We start from the raw sequence: 20,941 nt of genomic DNA on the forward strand, positions 1-20,941 counted from the left end.
AACTAAAAACTGGAACTCGTTTGTATACAAACTTTGCTTAGATTTCGCGGAACATTGCGATATCAGCACCGTCATGTAGCTCTGTAAGAGTTACTAGCTTATCAACAGCTTCTTGAGCTTGTGCACCTTCAGCGGCGATAGTAATAACAGCACCTTTAACTAGGCCAAGCGTTTGAAGCTTAAATAGGCTTTTAGCACTTGCGCTTTTACCATTTGAAGTTACTGTGATATCAGCATCAAATGATTTTGCGTCTTTAACGAATTGTGCTGCTGGACGAGTGTGTAGGCCGTTTGGTGCTGTGATTTCAACTTGCTTCTGATACATATTTCACCCCGATTTAGATATAGTCGTTATATTAATAGTTTGCTTTAATGAGCTATAACCTATGCGATTATAAATCTCAGCATATTGTTCAAGCAGTATAAACTACCTAATAATATGTTGTCTTAGCTTTAATCCATATCAAAGTTTTATGAGAAACTTTTTTTTGAATTAATCAAAATTGACTAATAGTTGTCCTTTTATTTTGATGCTAAAAATAAAGCGCATCAGCTTTATAGTAAAGCTGAGAATAAAATGCAACAAAAAAGCCCACAAAGGGCCTTTTTGAGTCAGGATATACCTATAAAGCATCACAAAGTGTGATCACTGTTGGGTTTCTTTTTCTGTAAAAATACCTGCAAAAAGTGCTGTTGAGAGGTAACGCTCACCGGAGCTGGGTAAAATAACAACAATATTTTTATCGGCAAACTCTGGTCGAGAAGCAATATTATTTGCTGCAACCACAGCAGCGCCTGATGAAATACCCGCCAGAATACCTTCTTCATCCATTAAGCGACGTGCCATTTCAATGGCATCATCAGAACTGACTTGTTCAATTTCATCGATAAGGGCTAAATCAAGGTTACCAGGAATAAAGCCAGCGCCGATACCTTGAATTTTATGTGGTGCTGGTTGAACGGTATCGCCATTTACTGTTTGAGTGATCACTGGCGATTCTGCAGGCTCAACGGCAACAACAGTAATGGCTTTACCTTGTTGTTGTTTAATATAGCGACTCACACCGGTAATGGTACCACCGGTGCCAACACCTGAGACAAATACGTCAATCTCGCCATCAGTGGCATCCCAGATTTCAGGGCCAGTTGTTTTTTCATGGATAGCAGGGTTGGCTGGATTATTAAATTGTTGTAACAGGAGATATTTACTTGGATTTGAGTTAACGATCTCTTCTGCTTTATCAATTGCGCCTTTCATGCCTTTAGCTGCTTCAGTTAACACTAGATTTGCGCCAAGTGCTTTTAATAATTTACGGCGCTCAAGGCTCATACTTTCTGGCATCGTTAATGTTAATTTATAGCCACGAGCAGCAGCAACAAAAGCAAGGGCGACACCAGTATTACCACTGGTTGGCTCTACAAGTTCAACCCCTTCTTTTAGAAGACCATTTTTCTCTGCTTCCCATACCATATTGGCGCCGATACGGCATTTAACACTAAAGCTAGGGTTACGTGCTTCAATTTTTGCAATCACCTTGCCATTGCTGACACGATTAAGACGTACCAGCGGTGTGTTACCAATAGTGAGAGAGTTATCTTCATATATTTTGCTCATACTTCGTTCCTTCGTGACAAATTAGACTCAATGTTGAATAGATTAAGCATATACCTGTCTCAATATTTGCAAAGTAATTAATTGTTATATCTTATTGTTATTATGTGATAGTTGCTACTGTTATTAATTAATTGTTTGTATTTTGTTGCGACAATATGCGATTTAAATAGCACTTTTTTATGAGGAAAAATAAAAAAAGACCAACAGCATAAATACCATTGGCCTTAAAATAAGCGGTTATCTTATGATCAGTAGCGCTTAAATTGGCTACGATAATGATCAACCCACATTGCTGTTGCGCCACAAACGGCAATTGGCATCACAAATAAATTAACAATCGGCACCATAGTTAATAGCATCACCACCGCACCAAAACTGAGTGCCTGACCTCGCTTTTGTTTTAGCGCATCTCTCATTTCGGGAAACGGTACTTTATGGTTATCAAATGGATAGTCAACATATTGAATCGTCATCATCCAAGCATTGAATAAGAACCATAATATTGGAGCAACCGTTTGGCCGATAGCTGGAATCCACATTAAAATCAGTAATCCAATCGCTTTAGGTAGATAATACTTGAGCTTGGTCCATTCACGTCCCATGGTGCGAGGTAAATCGGTTATCAAGGCTTTAAAGCTATCATCCGGTGGTGTTTGCCCTGTGAGTTTAGCTTCAAGATATTCGGCTAATAAACCATTAAACGGGGCTGCTATCCAATTAGCAATAGTACTAAAGAAATATGAAAACGAGACTAAAGCCGCAACCGCTAATAATGGCCATAAAATATAGGACAACCACTCTAGCCAGCTAGGTAAATAGCTCAACCAATTGTCAATCCAACCACTAAGGTGAGTCAATAATGTTGCAAAAGCGCTACCAAGCAACACCATATTTATCACTAGTGGAATAAGAACAAAGCGGCGCGTGCCTGGCTGGAAGGCAAGCTGTAGGCCTTGAAAAAAATAACCAGCACCACTGGTTGCTGGGGATGTATTATGCTGTTGTGGCATTTCTTTCTCCTGAACAAGCATTTTTTAGCGTTTTACTGTTCATCTGTTTAGATTTCTTTATAGATTTTAATTGCCGAGGTAGGATGGAATCAATTCATAAAATTGTTGTCACTACGTTGACGATAAATAAAAATGATGAGTAACAATACAAAAATGATTTAAATTTGTACAAAAATTACTAAGCTTACACTATCTTGATGGAATCTCGATATTCATGTTCTCATTGTCAAGTGAGTTTTGGTACAGTAAGTCATTCGGTGAGAAATTCTAACTAGATACTAAGTTTCCTAGTAGATTTTTTTCTATTATTAACCCCGTAAAGGGATAACGAGTTAATTTAGAGTATTCATATGCAGGAATTGCGTCTGGTTCTTATTATTGTTGGTGCGTTGGCAATTGCTGCGCTTCTTTTTCATGGTCTATGGACAAGTAGAAAAGAAAAACCAGCTAAATTTGGTGAGAAGCCACTAAGTAAAATAGATGAAGCAAATCTTGAGAGTCAAGATGTTGCTCAAGAGAGTGTTAGTGACGTTCGCGTTGTGAATAGTGCACCGGAAGTGACACCAACCAAACCAACTCAAGCTGAGGTTAACGACACTCAGCCAGCTCCTAAACGTAAAGAGCCTGGTTTTAGTTTTGGTGAGCGTCCTCAGTATGATCCATTATTAGGTGAAACTGCGCCTCAAACGGCTAATGCATCAGCCAAAGTGGCGACACATGAGCGTATTGAGCCACAGATGAATATTGGTTCTACCGCTCAACCAACCGTTGCGGTTCAACCAACCGTTGCGGCTCAACCAACCGTTGCTGCTCAACCAACTGTTGCCGTTCAACCAACCGTTGCTGCTCAACCAACCGTTGCTGCTCAACCAACCGTTGCGGCTCAACCAACCGTTGCGGCTCAACCGACCGTTGCTGCTCAACCTACCGTTGCCGCTCAACCGACCGTTGCCGCTCAACCGACCGTTGCCGCTCAACCAAGCGTTGCTGCTCAACCGACCGTTGCTACTCAACCGACCGTTGCTACTCAACCGACCGTTGCCGCTCAACCGACCGTTGCCGCTCAACCAACTGTTGCTGCTCAACCGACCGTTGCTGCTCAACCGACCGTTGCTGCTCAACCAAGCGTTGCTGCTCAACCAAGCGTTGCTGCTCAACCAAGCGTTGCTGCTCAACCGACTGTTGCTGCTGAAGCTATCACAACGCCAGCGCCTATTTTTACACCTGTCGTTGAAGAAGAGAACAAGCCGCAAGATCGCGCTGTTGAGCGTGTTGCAACAGAAACTGTTGCTGATAAAGCACCTAAGCCTGAAATTACGCCAGAGCCTGAAATTGAGGATATTGTTGAGCCAGATATATTACCTGAGCCCGAACCTTTGCCTCCAAGCTATTTATCTTTGTGTGTGCATGCTCGTAAAGGTAAAGTATTACGCGGCCCATCATTGTTTGCATGCTTAGAGCGTAATGGTCTGATTTTTGGTGAAAACTCAGTGTTTCATCGCCATGCAGATTTAGCGGGAACTGAACCTGTTATCTTCTCTGTAACCAACTTGCTTAATCCTGGTACGTTTCCTGAAACCAATTACCAGCATTTTGAAACCCCAGGTATTGGATTTTTCTTAATGTTGCCTTGTCATGGAAAAGCATCAAGTAACTTTAATATGATGCTTCAAACAGCACAGCAAATTGCCGATCAACTTAATGCTGATGTGATGGACCAAGATCGGGTTATGATCACCCCTAATCGTATTGCTGCATACCGAGAAAAATCAGTAAAATATAATCAATGTTAATCCAATAGATTATTATTATTGTTTAAAATTCAGGCTCCTTCGGGGGCCTGAATTTTATTGTATCTATAGTCATCGCTCTAATGATTTGAAGTCTTGTTATCAGAGTCATTAATCAACATTTTCTTCAGATAGGAATTGAAATGAACACCGACCCTCAGCAACAACTTGCCAGCTTAAAACAACAACTTGATTATCATGGCCATCGTTATTACGTTGAAGATAACCCTGAGATACCAGATGCTGAATATGATCGTCTAATGCAACAATTATTGACGATTGAAGCTAAGCATCCAGAGTGGATCACTAATGACTCACCAAGCCAGCGTGTGGGCGGAGCAGCGCTTGAAGGGTTTACCCAAGTTACCCATGAGATTGCGATGTTGTCATTAGGTAATGCATTTAATGATGATGATTTACGTGACTTTCAAAAGCGACTTCAAGATCGATTGCGCGACAACAGCAGCATCAGCTATTGCTGTGAGCCCAAATTGGATGGTTTAGCTGTTAGCTTAATGTATGAGAATGGAGTACTGGTTCAAGCTGCAACTCGAGGCGATGGTGCGACGGGAGAAAATATCACCCATAACGTGCGTACTATTGGTGCAATTCCACTACGTTTACGTGGCGATGATTGGCCGCAGCGATTAGAAGTGCGCGGTGAAGTGTTCATGCCTAAAAAAGGCTTTGATGAGCTTAATGCTAAAGCGTTGAAAAAAGGCCTTAAAACCTTTGCTAATCCACGTAATGCTGCTGCTGGTAGTTTGCGACAACTCGATCCTAAAATTACTGCGACCCGTCCATTAAGCTTCTATGCCTATGCGGTTGGTGTGGTAGAGGGGCGAGAGTTAGCAGATACCCAATATCAACGTTTATGTCAGTTAAAGGCATGGGGCTTACCTATGTGCCCTGAGATCCGTTGTGTTGATAGTATTGAGTCGGTAATTGAGTATCATCAAATGATCGGTGCAAAACGCCAATCGTTGGGCTATGAAATTGACGGTGTGGTGATCAAGGTTGATCAACTGGATCTACAATTACAGCTTGGTTTTGTTGCTCGAGCACCACGCTGGGCAATTGCCTATAAGTTTCCAGCTCAAGAAGAAATGACCATTTTAAACAATGTTGAATTTCAGGTTGGACGCACAGGCGCAATCACGCCGGTTGCTAAACTGGAGCCAGTATTTGTGGGCGGAGTTACCGTTAGTAATGCGACGTTGCATAATGCTGATGAAGTGTCACGTTTAGGGGTAATGATTGGTGATACCGTTATTATTCGCCGCGCAGGTGATGTAATTCCTCAAATTGCAGCAGTGGTTGAATCTCGCCGTCCTGTTAACGCGACTGCGATTGTATTTCCGACTGAGTGTCCAGTGTGCCAGTCTAAAGTTGAGCGAGTTGAAGGTGAAGCTGTTGCGCGTTGTTCTGGTGGCTTATTCTGCCAAGCACAACGTAAAGAAGCACTAAAGCATTTTGTTTCACGTAAAGCGTTAGATGTTGATGGCTGTGGTGAAAAAGTCATTGAGCAATTAGTTGATCGTGAAATGGTGATGACGCCCGCTGATTTATTTAAGTTCAGTGCTGGCGAGGTAACGGTATTAGAGCGCATGGGGCCTAAGTCTGCGCAAAAATTAGTAGACGCTTTATCTGCGTCGAAGCAAACCACGTTAGCACGATTTATCTATTCATTAGGCATTCGTGAAGTCGGCGAAGCAACAGCAGCGAATGTGGCCAATTATTTTGAAACTTTAGAAGCAATCAGTCAGGCATCTAAAGAACAATTAATTAAAGTGCCAGATGTTGGTGAGGTGGTAGCTGCACATTTGTTCAATTTCTTCCGTGAACCACATAATACTGCAGTTATTGATGATTTATTGGCGCAAGGTATTCATTGGCCTGCGATTGAGAAGCCTCAAGCAGGAGTTGAATTGCCGTTAGAAGGCAAAGTAGTGGTGCTTACGGGGTCGCTATCCCAATTGACCCGTGGTGATGCAAAAGCGGCATTACAAGCACTTGGTGCTAAAGTAACCGGTAGCGTATCAAAGAAAACCGATTTACTCGTTGCGGGTGAAGCCGCAGGTTCAAAGTTAACCAAAGCCCAAGAGCTGAATATTGAAATTTGGGATGAACAGCAGTTGGTTGATTTGATCAATAACAGCTAACAAATAATTCGATTTTAGATTGAAGCCTCACACAAGTGAGGCTTTTTTTTGGTCGTTATTTCATCAATATTAGCGAGTTGCTAGTGTGAAGAAACTTAATTTTTAGTGTTTATTTAATGGTGGTAATGAAAAATATTTGTGGTTGACATCCATAGTTTACTATTTATGAAACTGCTAATAGCACTATGTTAGAAATACGACACTGTTCACAATAATAGTTTATGGTTGGTTTAAGTGTTTGTTTTTGATAGTTATATTTTTAATTTTTTGTTGGTGGTGAAAACATATGACATTGATCACGATAGTGCCAAAAGTTTGCACTCAATCATATTTTCACTATTAAAAAGTAAGTTCTTATTGATGTTTTGCGCTGCGAAAGTAGTCTTAATACCGAAGTTACTTAAAAGTTCAATTTAAAACGAAAAAATATGAATCGGTTGAAATGATTCGACTGACATATAGGAGATTTACTTGCCACCTTCGGCGGCCAACCTTTCAGGGGCAAGTAAACAGCTAATATCTTTTAGGAGTTATTCCATGGAAAACATGTTCAAACGTACGCTACTATGTGCTGCAATTTCAGCTGCGGCAATGGCTTCAACGGGTGCAAACGCTGCAATCGATCTACTTGACGGCAAAGTACAGATGTACGGCCAGGCAGCTGGTGGTCTTATTATTGCGAATCCAGATGGTGGTGATTCAACAGTTACTGCTGATATCGAGTCTCGTATCGGTTTCCGTGGCCGTGTAGAATTTGATAATCTAGCTCCTGCGTTTATTTGGCAGATGGAAGGCGGTAATGCGAATAATGGTACGAATACTGGTGGTTTAGGTGCGCGTGACACATTCCTTGGTTTAGATTTTGATGGTGTTGGTTCTATCAAGTTTGGTCGTCAGTTAGTTGCTGCATATAACTACGTTGACTGGCCACACTCAAACCCAGGTATTGGTGGTGTATTTGACTGGAATAACGATATCGGCGCTGCATATGAAGATCGTGCAGACAACACAATTCGTTTTGATTCAACAAACTTCGGCGGCTTTAATTTCCAAGCAACAGCTAGTGGCATGAAAGCTAATGCAGATCAAGTCGCACTATCTTTTGGTACATCTTACACAGCAGATATGTTTACTGTTCATGGCGGTTACTACACGCGTAGTAACTTAGAAAATGCTTATGATGCTGGTGATCATGTGACAGGTATGATTGTGACAGATAATTCATACGGAATTGTCGGTGGTGCATTATATCTTGGTGATATCACATTAACAGCTGCTGCGAAATACATGATGACAGAAACTGAAAAACATGGTGATATGAACCAGATGGCTTATTCAGCAACTGCTCAATATATTGCTGGTGGTACTTGGTTATACAAATTAGGTGTTTCTTATGCTGAAACGCCAGATCTTGACTCTCGCAACACGTTGAAGAGTTTTGAAGATGAAATGCATGATCTAGCAGTAACTGGCCGTATTGGTTACTTACTACCAAGTGCAATTCTATATGCAGATATTCGTTACTCTGACCATAATCGTTTTGCATCTAAAGCACTACCTGATAATGATACCAATAGCAACGGTGTTTATTCTAAACCAGGTAAAGCAACTAACGTGCACCTAGGTGTGGAATACTACTTCTAATTTATACTTAAATTAGATATTTTAGAACGAGCATTGAACTTCAATGCTCGTTTTTTATAGGGAGATAAAAATGAAATTAGGCAAAAAACTATTATTAGCAAGCGCGATGATGATGGCACATAGTGCAAATGCCGCTGTTGAAGTATCATTTGCTCCAGATGTTGAAACTGTGATTGTTAATGGCAATAAAACCCTTAATCTCCTAGAAAAAACCGAAGATTTAACACTCAATAATGGTCTAAACCAAATTGTTGTTAGGGTTTCAAAATTAATTCAAGGTCAAGGTGATTTAGAAAAATACCGTTCAGAACCTATGGTGATCACTTTTACTGCGAATGATCAAACGTTTCATATTAAGCCTGATGGGCGAATTATAAATTTTGTTGATGCTAAAAATTTCAATGACAATCCATCAATGGAAATAATTACTGCCAGTGGTAGTATTTTTGATGCAAAAGTTGACGCACTTCCAAGAAATAACAGTGGCGATTCGTCAGTAATTTTCGGTCGTGATTATTTAAAAGATCTTGCCTATTACAATCAGTCACAAGGCTATGCTTTTGCAGGACAAGCTCCAATTATTGAGCCTAAGAAAAAGCCTAAACAGTTGGTTAAAATCGAGTCTCCAGCAACGGTAGATGAGCCCGTTGCTATTGTTCAACCTGCAAAAATGGTTGCCGCAGAGCAAGAGCTTAAAAATATTTATTCACAATTAACGCCACAGCAGCGTAAAGCATTTTTAGGCTGGGCGGTAACACAATAATTTACTCTGTAGTCAATTATTGATAAATCTTATTAGAAGCGTAGGAAGAAAGTGATTCCTACGCTTTAATTTTATCTGTCATCATTTAATAATGATATTTACCTTTCTTTATCTCGCAAAACATAGCTGGCATAAATTCAATATTACCATTTTGCAGTTGGCACTCAACGAAAGGACCTGTGGGATTATTTCCAGCGCCATGACTTTCTGCCTGTAAAGTAAATGGCATCATTAAAAGTGCTCCAGCGCAAAGTCCTAAAATCTTTTTCATCTTTAGTTCCTTTTTTTGTGAGGTTGATAGCAAATTTACACTCTTATTTTGGTTTAGCTATTGCATTTTCGCAAGTTAAACGATTTATTTTTCATTGTTAAAAAAGTGTAATACCACTTCTGCTTGTTGTTATTTATCCGTGATCCAACCTCATGAGTTCACTTTTACTAGCCACTTCTTTATTGTTCATTAGTGCTAAGGTAATAATTATATTGATATTGGCTTGTGAAACAGATCAAAGATTGTAGATCTTGGTTACAGTGCTAAAATACTCCACAATAGATTTAGCACAGTAGTTTTTACTGTGTCATCCATCATTCATAAGGTAATCTCAATGACGGTTAAAACTCGCTTTGCACCAAGCCCAACTGGCTTTTTGCACGTTGGTGGTGCGCGTACAGCATTGTATTCATGGCTATTTGCTAAGCATATGGGTGGCGAATTCGTATTACGTATCGAAGACACTGATATCGAACGCTCAACGCAAGAAGCGATTGATGCGATCATGGAAGGCATGGAATGGTTGGAGCTAAACTGGGATGAAGGTCCTTACTACCAGACTAAGCGTTTTGATCGTTACAATGAAGTGGTTGATCAATTACTAGCAGAAGATAAAGCTTACAAGTGTTACTGTCCAAAAGAGCTACTTGACGAAATCCGTGAACAGCAAATGGCTGACGGTGTTAAGCCGCGTTATGATGCTAACCATCCAAAAATTATTGCAGCTAATGCAGCAGCAACAGCGGATTCACCATTTTGTATTCGCTTCCGTAATCCAAAAGAAGGCACAGTGATCTTTGATGATAAGATCCGTGGTCATATTGAGATTGCTAACAGCGAGTTGGATGATTTAATCATTCGCCGTACTGATGGTAGCCCAACTTACAACTTCTGTGTTGTGATTGATGATTGGGATATGGGGATCACTCAAGTTGTTCGTGGTGAAGATCATATCAACAATACGCCACGTCAAATCAACATTTATAAAGCATTAGGTGCACCAGTACCTGAATTTGCTCACTGTGCAATGATCTTAGGTGATGATGGTGCTAAGCTTTCTAAGCGTCATGGTGCTGTAGGTGTTATGCAGTACCGTGATGACGGTTTCTTACCACATGCATTACTTAACTATCTAGTACGTTTAGGTTGGTCTCATGGCGACCAAGAAATCTTCTCATTACAAGAGATGATTGATTTATTTACGCTTGAGTCAGTAAGTAAGTCAGCATCAGCATTTAATACCGATAAGTTGCTATGGTTAAACAATCATTACATCAAAACTGCTGAGCCTGAATATGTTGCTAAATATCTGCAATGGCATTTAGAACAAAAGCAGATCTCAGTAGAAAATGGTCCGGCAATCACTGAAGTGATCACACTTGTTGGTGAGCGTTGTAATACCCTAATTGAGTTAGCTGAGCAATCACGTTACTTCTATCAAGACTTTAGTGAGTTTGAAGCTGGCGCGGCTAAAAAGCACTTACGTCCAGTGGCTAAAGATGCATTAGCACTTGCACTTGCAAAAGTTGAAGCACTTGATGAGTGGACAACTGAAAATTTACATGCTGTAACGACCCAAGTTTGTGAAGAGCTTGAGTTAGGTATGGGTAAGGTTGGTATGCCATTACGTGTTGCTGTTACAGGTCAAGGCCAGTCACCATCAGTTGATGCCGTAATGCAATTGATCGGTAAAGAGCGTGTAGTTGCTCGTATTAAAATGGCATTAGATTATATTGCTGCGCGTGAAGCTAACGCGTAACTATTAGTTGATTCCAAATAAACACCAAACGGAAATGTCATTGATGTTTCCGTTTTTTTATAGCTAACGTAAACCGTATCACACTTTTAGCCCTACGATAGTGACATTATTTTAATATATCAATATTATAAATAGGTACTTTGGGGCTATAGCTCAGCTGGGAGAGCGCTTCGCTGGCAGCGAAGAGGTCATCGGTTCGATCCCGTTTAGCTCCACCAAATTTAAAAACCTCGTCAGTTAACGCTGACGAGGTTTTTTTGCATTTATTTGCGATTAAAAACGCGCATTGATGATCGGAAATACGGGTAAATTTTTACTGACGAAAGTACCTGATTTGTCATAGTTAATTAGACCAATCTGCACACCCTTATTAATGTGATCGGTAGCATTGACTAAACCAAACTGAAGTCCATTTAAAGAGCCTGCGTAGTTAAAGGTACCAAATTGGGCTCCTGTGAAATTACTACCAGTGTAGTTAACTAAACCAAAGTCTGCACCAGTAGCATTACCTTCGTTCCAGTTGGCTAAACCAAACTCTAAGCCTTTCATCGTTGATTTGGTGTGGTTAACACCAAAAGTTAAACCAAGGTTAAGGCCAGTAAAGTTATCAATTGTTGATAAACCAAGTAGTGAGAAGTTCACCCCTGTTACTTGACTTGTTTGCCCATAAAGTAAGTTTAAACGTACGCCAGAAACATTGCCAGCAGGTAAGTTAACGCCAGGTAGTGAAAGCTGAACTGGGGTTGCTGCCATAGCCATTGGCGATAAAATTGCCGTTGCTAATGTGATAGTTGCTAAAGTTAATTTCATATAATATCTCAGTTTTTTGTTATTAATATTTTCAAAAAGCTTATATCAAATATAAGAATATGCATATGGAAATCTCGTTTAAATAAATAAAGGTAAGCTTTAAAATTGACAGAATAATTACAAACTAGCTATTGGTGAGTGGTTTAATGTTATTAATATAAGTAAAAGTATTATTAAGTATTAATGACAAATAATTGATATAAATATTTATTGTTGATGATATATGTATTTCTTTTATTTTGATGCAGAATAAATGTAATTTACTCGCCAGAATCATTCCCCTGGTGAATTAAAGTGGATTAACATATACTAAAATTATTACTTGTTGGTTTTTTTGGTGCTTAAAAAGCTTTTTTTATTTTAATATTCTTTTTGATATTAATTTATTGTTAGTGTTTGCTAACTTTTATCTTTTTGTTTTTATTGTGTTTTTATTTTTTATATTGTATTTTTGGGTTAATTCAAAAGTTTTAAATGGTGTTGGTTTATTATTTTCTTTACTGTAGTTATGTTTAAAAACAATTGTATGGATGGAAATTAATTAACCATTAAACATTTATTGGTTAATGAATTTTATTATTTAATGTAATTGTCAAATAAGTACCATATATATTCGAAATTTCGCTGGTTTTTATATGGTCATAAATAGATTTAACGCGGAAAAATAAAGATGAGAGTAAGATAAAGCAAATGAGGGGCTGTAACCTTAGGGCGGTAGCGTATTTAATCATTAGTATATATCTTATTTATTTGTCGATATGACAGCTCATCACTCAAGTAAGTACCACCCAGGGGCGCAGCTAACTGTCTCTATTATTTACTCAAAAAAATTTTTAATTTCCTTTTAGTTAACCATATCGGATTGAAACCATTCATGACTGTCATTAGTAATAAAAAAGTAAGACCCTCTTCGACGGCAAATGAAGAAATCGACTTAGGTAAAATTTTTGGTGTGTTGCGAGATAGTAAAAAATCTATTCTAGCGATTACATTTGTCTTTACTTTGTTAGGTCTGATTTATTCTGTTTTAGCTACTCCTATTTATAGATCTGATGTCTTGATTCAAGTTGATTCTAAAGCTGATGGTTCTCCTACTTTTGGAGAGGCGATGGCGACAGAGTTCTCTACTGAATCATCAGCTGTAACTGAAATAGAGTTAATTAAATCTCGACGAGTTATCGGTAAAGCAGTAGATAAGTTAAACTTAACCACATCTGTTGCTCCAGATTACCTACCAATTATTGGTAAAGGACTTGCACGCTTAACAAATAGCCAAAGCAGTGCAACAGTTGCGCATTTTACTATGCCAGAAAATGCACAAAAAAATATTTATCAGTTGAAAATTACCAATGTAGATACTGGTGAGTTTGTTGTCACTGATGAAGATAATAGTAATATCGAGCTGAAGGGCTTTGTGGGACAACCGATTAAAGAGCAAGGTTACAGTTTATTAGTAACAGCGTTAGCCGGTGCTAATAATGATACCTTTACGGTGAAAAAGCTACCTCGCTTTGATGTTATTGCTTACTACCAAAAATCGTTAGCAGTGGTAGAAGAAGGTAAAGATACTGGTATCATTGAGGTATCATTACAAGGCCAGAATCGACTAAATACTCAAAATATTCTAAATAGTATCAGTGAAAGTTACTACAAAATGAATGCTGATCGTGCAGCAGCAAGCGCAGATAAGAGCTTAGAGTTTTTAAATGCACGATTACCTAAAATTAAAGCTGAATTGACCAGTGCCGAAGATAAGCTTAATAAGTACCGTGAAGCTAATCAATCAGTAAATATGGAAATGCAAGCGAAGTCATCGCTTGACGAGTTAGTTGCTTTAAATGGTCAAATTAATGAATTAAGCTTCCAAGAAGCTGATATTTCACGTAGCTATACCAAACAAAATCCACTTTACAAGACATTAATTGCAAAACGTAATGATTTACTGGCTCAAAAATCACGCTTAACGCGTAAAATTGATCAAATGCCAGAAACGCAACGTGAAATTATTCGTCTAACGCGCCATGTCGATGTTAGCCAACAAACATACATGCAAATTCTGAATAAGATTCAGGAGCTTGATATTGTTAAAGCGAGTAGTTCTGCTAGCGTACAGATCATTGATACTGCTTCTAGCAGTGTAAAACCAATTGCACCTAACCGCATTATGTTGGTTATTGCTCCTGCAATCCTTGGCTTTATTTTAGGCGCATTAATCGCATTATTCCGCGTTATTATAAATAATACCGTTGTAGAGCCACAACAGTTAAGAGCAATGGGTCTGCCTGTATTTACTTCAGTGCCAAAAACACCGAAAGCAAAGAAAGTATCAAATGCTATTTTGGCTGAAATTGAGCCAAATGATATTTCTGTTGAAGCACTACGTACATTACGTAACCGTCTATTTTTAGCAATGGATAACGCCGATAATAATACCGTGTTAATAGCCAGTACTAGCTCAGCGACTAAATCAGGTAAAAACTTTGTTATTACTAACGTTGCAGCGTTGATAGCTGAAGCGGGTAAGCGAGTGTTAATTATTGATGCGGATATGCGCAAAGGTAAAATTGCATCAGTACTTAATGGCCAACAAGCAAATGGTTTAGCTGAGTTACTTAGTGGTAAAACTGAGATTAAAACAGTCGTAAAAGCATCAAAAATCACTAACCTAGATTATATTTCTAGTGGTGAGAATGCACATTCACCAGCTGAGTTATTGATGCATAATCAATTTAAAACATTGTTAGCATGGGCCGCTGAACATTACGATGCTGTCATTGTAAATACACCACCAGTACTTGCTGTTGTTGATGCTACGATTGTGGGTGCTGCTGTTGGCACGACAGTCATGGTTGGTTGTTATGGTACAGATACACTAAAAGATATCGAACAAGCAAAACAAAAATTTGAAGATAATGGTGTTGAGGTTAATGGTTTTGTGTTGAACAATGTCATTAAGAAAACCAGCAACGAAGCACTATTTAAGCAATATTGATGCTTTAGCTAAAAATAATTATGGCAATTCAATTGCCATAATTATCTCTCTCCTTTTATATGATGAAATAAATAATGAGAAAAATAATTAATCTAATTTGTAATAAAAGTAAATTAGCTCGTGAATTGAGATTTAATGTTAGTTTTATACGTGAAACTGGTTATATACCATCATTTAAAAACCCAAAAACATATAATGAAAAAATAAATTATCGCAAGAATAATCCAAAAAATGAATTATTTAGTATTTGTGCTGATAAGATTAAATCTAAAGAATATGTAGCAGAGAAATTGTCATCAGATTATATTATTGAAAACTATTATGTTGGCGATAGTATTAGTGTAGCCAAAATTAAAGAAATACTTGCAGAGAAAGGTGATTTACTATTAAAAGCAAATCATAATTCTGGACCTGTTTATTTAATTACAACTGAAGCGACTGATGAAGAAATTACTCGTAAAGTTGATGATGTAAATAATCAATTAAAAGTTGATTATGGTAAGCAGCTAAATGAACCTTGGTACAGTGATATAAAGCCAGGTGTATTAGTTGAAAAAAGATTATCTCCTCAAGAAGGAGAAACGGATATTCGTGACTATAAATTCCATGTTTTTAAACAAAAAGATGGCGATTTTAAAATTATAGTACAAATAGATTTTGATCGTAGTGGCAACCATACTCGTTCTTTCTTTGATGATGAATTGAATTGGCTTCCATTCTATACATTATATGCAGATACTGGTGTTTGTATTAAAACATCAATTGAAATGCCTAAAAATTACGATCAAATGTTAACAGCTGCTAAAACATTGGCAGAACCATTTAGTTATGTTCGTGTTGATTTCTATAATGTTGATGGTGCAATTTATTTTGGTGAATTGACGTTTGCTCAAGGAAGTGGTCGTTCTGGACTTACAAATAAAGCATATGATCTTTGGCTAGGTAATTTATGGCAAGGCGATCCATCATACTAAGGTTTATAGTTAATAAATATAAAGTTAAAATGACATAGTTATTTTTTTGTTATATTTTTAATTGTAAAGATAAATAACATATAGCCATATTAAATAATTGATATGGCTATATATTATGCCAGTTAACTTTATACTGTGATTAATTTAATATGATGACAAATACTAAAATAAACCAAGTTGTTTTTTGGTTATCTGTCGCAATTATTTCCATTGGATTTATGGAAAATATTGAGGCATTAAGATATGACCTAATGATTCCTTTATTAGGAATTGGATGGGTGTTGCACTTTTTAGATTCTAATAACAAAATTGATAGTCAAAGTACGCAGTCATTTATTTGGGTATCATTACTTGTAGCGCTTATTGCTTTACCTTCTTTCTTTAAAATATACCCACATATGCATAATTTAGTAAAATATACTTACTATAGTTTTGTTGTTGGTATGCTGGTGAAGATATTTTCTGCTTATAGCACCTTTGTTTTTCTTAAAGGAGACATTAATAAATTAGAAAAAATGATCAAATATGTAATCATTTTTAATTTATCAATGTTTTTTCTACAATTTATTGTCGTCTTCCCTACTGGATATTACATTGACCCATTAAGAGCTATAACGGGTGAACCATCACGTTATGGTGGTATGGTTGTTCCTGTTATTGGTCAAGTTTATCGTTGTACTGGTTTTTATGAAGAACCATCAACTTATGCTGGATTTATTGTTGTTCTTTTAGCATCCAAACTCTATCTAAATCCAAAACTTGATAAGTTAGTGATTATTACAGCAATATCAGTCGTTATGTCATTTTCGGTGGCTGCGATTGCTTATGGTCTTATTATTCTTGGCTATTTCTTATTAAGAAGTAAGGGCAGTTACTTAAAGTATATTATATATTTATTATCTCCTTTACTGGTTGCTGCAGTGATAGGCATTGCTCTTGAACGCTTAATGTCGCAAGGCGGTAATGCCCAAGATATACGTGATAATCTCAATGCAATGGTTTTTGCCCAGCCATTGCCTGTCTTGATTTTTGGTAATGGTGCACTTGGTATTATGTCTGCGGCTGCTGATGTAATGAATACTACTGGTGCTATTTATCGACTCGGTATCGCTTCACTTAATGATAATGGTATGTGGTTATTCTTTATTATTAAATTTGGCTATGCTGGACTTGCTGTTATTGGCGGATATTTATTTTTCAAAACCAAATCGACGCTAAATAGAATTATTTTATTTGTTATCTTTTTAACTAAGTTAAGTTTTTTATACTTTGGTTTTGTATTTTATTTCTTCTTGGTATTCAACAATAAACCAGTATTGGAATCTGACAGTGAAGATGAAGATGAAGATGAAGATGAAGATGACGCCACTAACGATGAAGGCAATCAAAAAAATGTCGATTAAACAAAGGAATCTATTCTTGTGAATATTCGAGAGTTCAAAGCTTTTTTTTGGAGCTTTGTTGATGGTGTTGGCTCTCAAGGTAGTCAATTAATCATTACTATCATGTTAGCCCGCTTACTTACGCCGGCTGATTTTGGTGTCATTGGTTTAATTTCAGTTGTTGTTTATTTATCTAATGTTATCGGTAATGGTGGTTTAAATAGTAGTTTAATACGTAAGACAAAAGCGTCTGCTGATGATTTTACATCGGTATTTGTGTTTAATGTTACTATTGGTATCGTACTTTACGCGATTATATTTTTCTCATCAGGATTCTTGGCGAATTTTTTAAATTTACCACAAGCTGAAATCTATCTAAAAATATATGCGTTAAGTATTATATTTACCGCTTTTGAGCAAATCCAGCGAGTAACATTAACGCTAGATCTAAACTTTAGAACACAGGCTAAGATTACATTATTCTCTGTGATTTTTAGTGGTATTGTGGCGTTGTTACTTGCTCATAATGGATTTGGCGTTTGGGCGCTAATTATTCAAACTGTGATCTTATCAGTAGTAAGATGTATCATATTTTGGTGTGTGGTTCGCTGGAGACCTACAGGGCATTTTAAAATGCCATTATTGCTAGAGCATTTAAACTTTGGTTATAAATTGCTACTTGGTAATATTGTTGATGTCGCATATCGATATATGTTTAATTTAGGTATTGGTAAGTTTTATTCTGTTACTGATTTGGGTTTTTATAACCAAGCAACTAAACTGACAGAAGTACCATCGATGACAATAACATCGGTTGTTCGCCGAGTTAATTATCCTATTATTAGTAAGTTAAGAAATAATGATAAATGTTATTTTGGTAATTTAATCAATATTTCATCTTATATTGTTAGTGTTTATTTACCTGTGTCATTATGGTTATCATTAAATTCACATGATATTATTATAAAGTTACTTGGTGAACGCTGGGTTGGTGCAAGTTTATTCCTTTCAATATTATCTATAGCTTTCTTTGTTGTACCGTTATCTAATTTGTTTGGTAACATATTATCAGTTGAAGGACGTACAGACCTATATTTAAAAATAAGATTAGCGGTTAAATTAATTATTGGTGTTATTTTTGTTTTAATCCATTCTTATGGTATTCATACAGTTTTGTACTTCATGATTTTTGCAACTGTATTTGAATGGTTTGTTAATGTCATAATTGCTCAGAAATATTTCAAGTTTCCTGTTTTAAAATATTTCAATAGATTGATTTTCATTATGGTGCCTATCGTAATTTCAAGCTTGTTAGTTAATTATTATATTAATATCGATTCAATTATCATCGATCTAGCAGTGAAGTTAATGGTAAGTATGATAGTACCTGCTGGTATATTATTAATTTTATCAAAAGAAAAAGTGTAATTACTGCGTTATTAATTGTTTTTGTTATTTGATCTGGTTTTATTATGACACAAAAAAGTATAGATTTATTTATTGATGCAATAAGGAAAGGCGGCGCTGAACGTGTTTGCGTTAATTATGCAAATTATTTAGCGGACAATAATTATAAAGTACGTATTGTTCTTTTTAGAGAATATGAAGATTCTTATATTAATCTTTTAGATGATCGAATTGAATTGGTTTATTTGCATTGCCATAATGCATCTTCAATGCTTAAAAAGATAAAAGCAACAAACTTTACGTTTGCCAGTACAGTCATTACATTTAATCATCAAATATCGATTGCATTATGGTTTTATCGTCGATTTCTTGATAAGACTAAATTTAAGTTAATTGCTCGTAATGTGAATTATCTTAGTCGAGATTTACATATTCGTAAAAATTCGATTAAGAAGTTCGTTACAATTTTATTAACAAAATTAGTTTATAGAAATATCGATTATTTTATTGCTCAATGTAATGATATGAAAGATGACATGGTAAGTTATCTATCTATTCCTGAGAGTAAGATAACGGTTATATATAATCCTGTATCAACTAGCATTTTTAAACAGCCAAATGTTGAAAAAGATATTGATCTATTATTCGTTGGCCGTATAAAAAAACAAAAAGGTCTTGATTACCTTGCAAATGTAATTGATCTTGTTTCTCAGAAGCGACAGATTAACGTATCTATAATTGGTACTGGTGATCTTGAAACAGAGCTTCAGCATAATTTAGATGATATTAAACAGCGTAATAATATTGAAGTTGAACGTATTTTAGCAACTGACGATGTGAATAATTATTATAATCGTTCTCGTATTACGATTTTAACCTCTTTATATGAGGGTTTTCCTAATGTTTTAGCTGAATCATTAACGGCAGGAACACCTGTTGTTTCTTTTGATTGCCCAAGTGGTCCTGCTGAAATCATTGAGAATGGTATTAATGGATATTTAGTACCTTGCTTTGATTGCAATGAATTTGCGCAAAAAGTTATCTCACTTCTAGATGATAATCAATTGTCTGATATTAGGTACTTTAATAGTGATAAGAGCTTTAATTTGCTTGAACAAGTTATAAAAGACTAACTCCATATTCAAATTAAGACGTTATATAAATATAATCTTAAATAAATGAGAATAACATGAAGAAAGTTGTAATATTTGAGTTTTTTACAGGCAATATCGCAGGCGCGCAAAAAGTAACATTAAATATCATTCCGATATTGAAGAAGAAATATGATGTTGTCATCTTTCAAAGACTTAATAATACTTTGTACAGTAATAGTTTAAAAGAGTTTGGCAGTAACAAAAAAATACCATGCGAGTCGCTATTTACTAAAGTTTTTGGTACCGGCCGATTTGAGGGGACTAAAAAAACACTAATGGATAAAGTTTATTTTATCCTTAATGTTTTATTTTTTAATGTGTTCTCTCTTTTTCAAGTTATTAAAGAAAAACCTGATTACACTTATACTTATGATCCTCGTGGCTTAGTATTATCCTGTTTATTGCTTAAGTTAACTAAAACTAAAGTAATTTGGCATTTGCATAGTAAGTTAAGTTGTTCTGATAAAGTATCTAAAATAATGATGTCTTTTGTTGATGAAATTATTGTTCCATCTCAAAACATTAAAGATTCTTTACCTTTAGATGATAAGGTTAAAGTTATTTATAATGGCTTTGAACTTAAGCGAGAGATAGAGAAAAACCCAATTGATGATATGTTAAATTTATCATTTGTTGGTAGCTTAGTTGCCCATAAGGGGCTTCATAATATATTATTGGCTTTAAAAGATATAAACCATTCAAATGTTAAACTTCACGTTTATGGTACATATGCTCATTCTAATCCAGTATTGAATTATGAAGACTATATTAATAGCATTGTTACTGAACACTCTCTACAAGATAAAGTTATATTTCATGGTTGGTGTTCAAATGTTATTCCTGAAATAATGAAATCAGATTTATTAATTTTCCCATCAGTGATAAGTCAAAAATTATCATTTAATGGGAATACAATGAATGTTAATTCTAGTGAAGCATTACCAACAATTGTAATTGAAGCACTTAGTGTTGAAACTCCTGTTGTTGCAGTAAATACACCAGGAGTTTCTGAGATTATAGTTGAAAAATCAGATGGTATAATTATTGATGAATCCGAGCCAGTATTAATTGCTAAAGCTGTTAATGAAATTATTTCTAATCAAGAAATGTATCATCCTGATAGCAGACAAATCATTAATAAATTCAGTTTAGAAGAAATGCAACAAGAGATATACAATACGTTTAACTAATGCTATCTGCTTTGCTAT

16 protein-coding genes and 1 tRNA gene are annotated in these 20,941 nt (G+C 36.3%); 12 read left to right on the forward strand and 5 right to left on the reverse strand.

Annotated elements, in window-relative coordinates; translation table 11 throughout:
* Window positions 1-37: 37 nt before the first annotated feature.
* From G6R09_RS06170 to cysZ, 3 genes are all read right to left on the reverse strand, one after another.
* Window positions 38-325, reverse strand: coding sequence for an HPr family phosphocarrier protein (locus G6R09_RS06170; protein ID WP_060999557.1), 288 nt, complete (start codon window positions 323-325; stop codon window positions 38-40).
* A gap of 321 nt (window positions 326-646) precedes the next feature.
* Complete coding sequence (gene cysK, locus G6R09_RS06175) at window positions 647-1,615, reverse strand: cysteine synthase A (RefSeq protein ID WP_065166506.1); 969 nt, start codon at window positions 1,613-1,615, stop codon at window positions 647-649.
* A gap of 248 nt (window positions 1,616-1,863) precedes the next feature.
* Entirely contained in the window at window positions 1,864-2,625 is a 762-nt protein-coding gene (gene cysZ / locus G6R09_RS06180; RefSeq protein ID WP_163921201.1) for a sulfate transporter CysZ, read from the reverse strand.
* 350 nt (window positions 2,626-2,975) lie between these two features.
* On the opposite strand from cysZ, the gene zipA reads away from it, so the two are divergent.
* The 4 genes from zipA to G6R09_RS06200 all read left to right on the forward strand — a co-directional run bounded on the left by zipA (window position 2,976) and on the right by G6R09_RS06200 (window position 8,984).
* Window positions 2,976-4,418, forward strand: coding sequence for a cell division protein ZipA (gene zipA, locus G6R09_RS06185; RefSeq protein WP_163921203.1), 1,443 nt, complete (start codon window positions 2,976-2,978; stop codon window positions 4,416-4,418).
* 140 nt (window positions 4,419-4,558) lie between these two features.
* A complete protein-coding gene (gene ligA / locus G6R09_RS06190) occupies window positions 4,559-6,577 on the forward strand; it encodes an NAD-dependent DNA ligase LigA (protein ID WP_163921204.1) in 2,019 nt (672 codons plus the stop codon).
* A gap of 537 nt (window positions 6,578-7,114) precedes the next feature.
* Complete coding sequence (locus tag G6R09_RS06195; protein WP_163921207.1) at window positions 7,115-8,221, forward strand: porin; 1,107 nt, start codon at window positions 7,115-7,117, stop codon at window positions 8,219-8,221.
* 70 nt (window positions 8,222-8,291) lie between these two features.
* Window positions 8,292-8,984 (forward strand): DUF2057 domain-containing protein, encoded by a 693-nt coding sequence (locus G6R09_RS06200; RefSeq protein WP_163921220.1) that lies wholly within the window; start codon window positions 8,292-8,294, stop codon window positions 8,982-8,984.
* A gap of 85 nt (window positions 8,985-9,069) precedes the next feature.
* Here the strand turns inward: G6R09_RS06200 and G6R09_RS06205 are convergent, their stop codons facing one another.
* A complete protein-coding gene (locus tag G6R09_RS06205) occupies window positions 9,070-9,255 on the reverse strand; it encodes a hypothetical protein (RefSeq protein WP_163921223.1) in 186 nt (61 codons plus the stop codon).
* A gap of 334 nt (window positions 9,256-9,589) precedes the next feature.
* On the opposite strand from G6R09_RS06205, the gene gltX reads away from it, so the two are divergent.
* Both gltX and G6R09_RS06215 read left to right on the forward strand, forming a co-directional pair.
* The gene (gltX, locus tag G6R09_RS06210; protein WP_163921226.1) at window positions 9,590-11,014 is read left to right on the forward strand and encodes a glutamate--tRNA ligase; all 1,425 of its coding nucleotides are present in this window, start codon (window positions 9,590-9,592) and stop codon (window positions 11,012-11,014) included.
* A 142-nt stretch (window positions 11,015-11,156) separates the two neighbouring features.
* A tRNA-Ala gene (locus tag G6R09_RS06215) sits at window positions 11,157-11,232 on the forward strand.
* 55 nt (window positions 11,233-11,287) lie between these two features.
* Here the strand turns inward: G6R09_RS06215 and G6R09_RS06220 are convergent.
* Window positions 11,288-11,824 (reverse strand): hypothetical protein, encoded by a 537-nt coding sequence (locus G6R09_RS06220; RefSeq protein WP_163921229.1) that lies wholly within the window; start codon window positions 11,822-11,824, stop codon window positions 11,288-11,290.
* An 874-nt stretch (window positions 11,825-12,698) separates the two neighbouring features.
* Here G6R09_RS06220 and G6R09_RS06225 point away from each other — a divergent pair.
* The 6 genes from G6R09_RS06225 to G6R09_RS06250 all read left to right on the forward strand — a co-directional run bounded on the left by G6R09_RS06225 (window position 12,699) and on the right by G6R09_RS06250 (window position 20,923).
* Window positions 12,699-14,816 (forward strand): polysaccharide biosynthesis tyrosine autokinase, encoded by a 2,118-nt coding sequence (locus tag G6R09_RS06225; RefSeq protein WP_065166497.1) that lies wholly within the window; start codon window positions 12,699-12,701, stop codon window positions 14,814-14,816.
* A gap of 74 nt (window positions 14,817-14,890) precedes the next feature.
* Window positions 14,891-15,790: an ATP-grasp fold amidoligase family protein gene (locus tag G6R09_RS06230; RefSeq protein ID WP_163921232.1), complete on the forward strand. Its 900-nt coding sequence runs from the start codon at window positions 14,891-14,893 to the stop codon at window positions 15,788-15,790.
* Between the two features lie 149 nt (window positions 15,791-15,939).
* Window positions 15,940-17,193: a hypothetical protein gene (locus G6R09_RS06235; protein WP_163921235.1), complete on the forward strand. Its 1,254-nt coding sequence runs from the start codon at window positions 15,940-15,942 to the stop codon at window positions 17,191-17,193.
* Between the two features lie 18 nt (window positions 17,194-17,211).
* Window positions 17,212-18,600 carry a lipopolysaccharide biosynthesis protein gene (locus tag G6R09_RS06240; protein ID WP_065166495.1) on the forward strand — a complete coding sequence of 463 codons (1,389 nt, stop codon included), beginning with the start codon at window positions 17,212-17,214 and terminating at the stop codon, window positions 18,598-18,600.
* Window positions 18,601-18,644: 44 nt separating this feature from the next.
* On the forward strand, window positions 18,645-19,712 hold the full coding sequence (locus tag G6R09_RS06245) for a glycosyltransferase (protein ID WP_163921237.1): 1,068 nt from the start codon (window positions 18,645-18,647) through the stop codon (window positions 19,710-19,712).
* A gap of 56 nt (window positions 19,713-19,768) precedes the next feature.
* Window positions 19,769-20,923: a glycosyltransferase family 4 protein gene (locus G6R09_RS06250; protein WP_065166493.1), complete on the forward strand. Its 1,155-nt coding sequence runs from the start codon at window positions 19,769-19,771 to the stop codon at window positions 20,921-20,923.
* Window positions 20,924-20,941 lie beyond the last annotated feature (18 nt).

Source organism: Photobacterium sp. Alg240-V54 (assembly GCF_900537155.1).
Taxonomy (GTDB): Bacteria; Pseudomonadota; Gammaproteobacteria; order Enterobacterales; family Vibrionaceae; genus Photobacterium.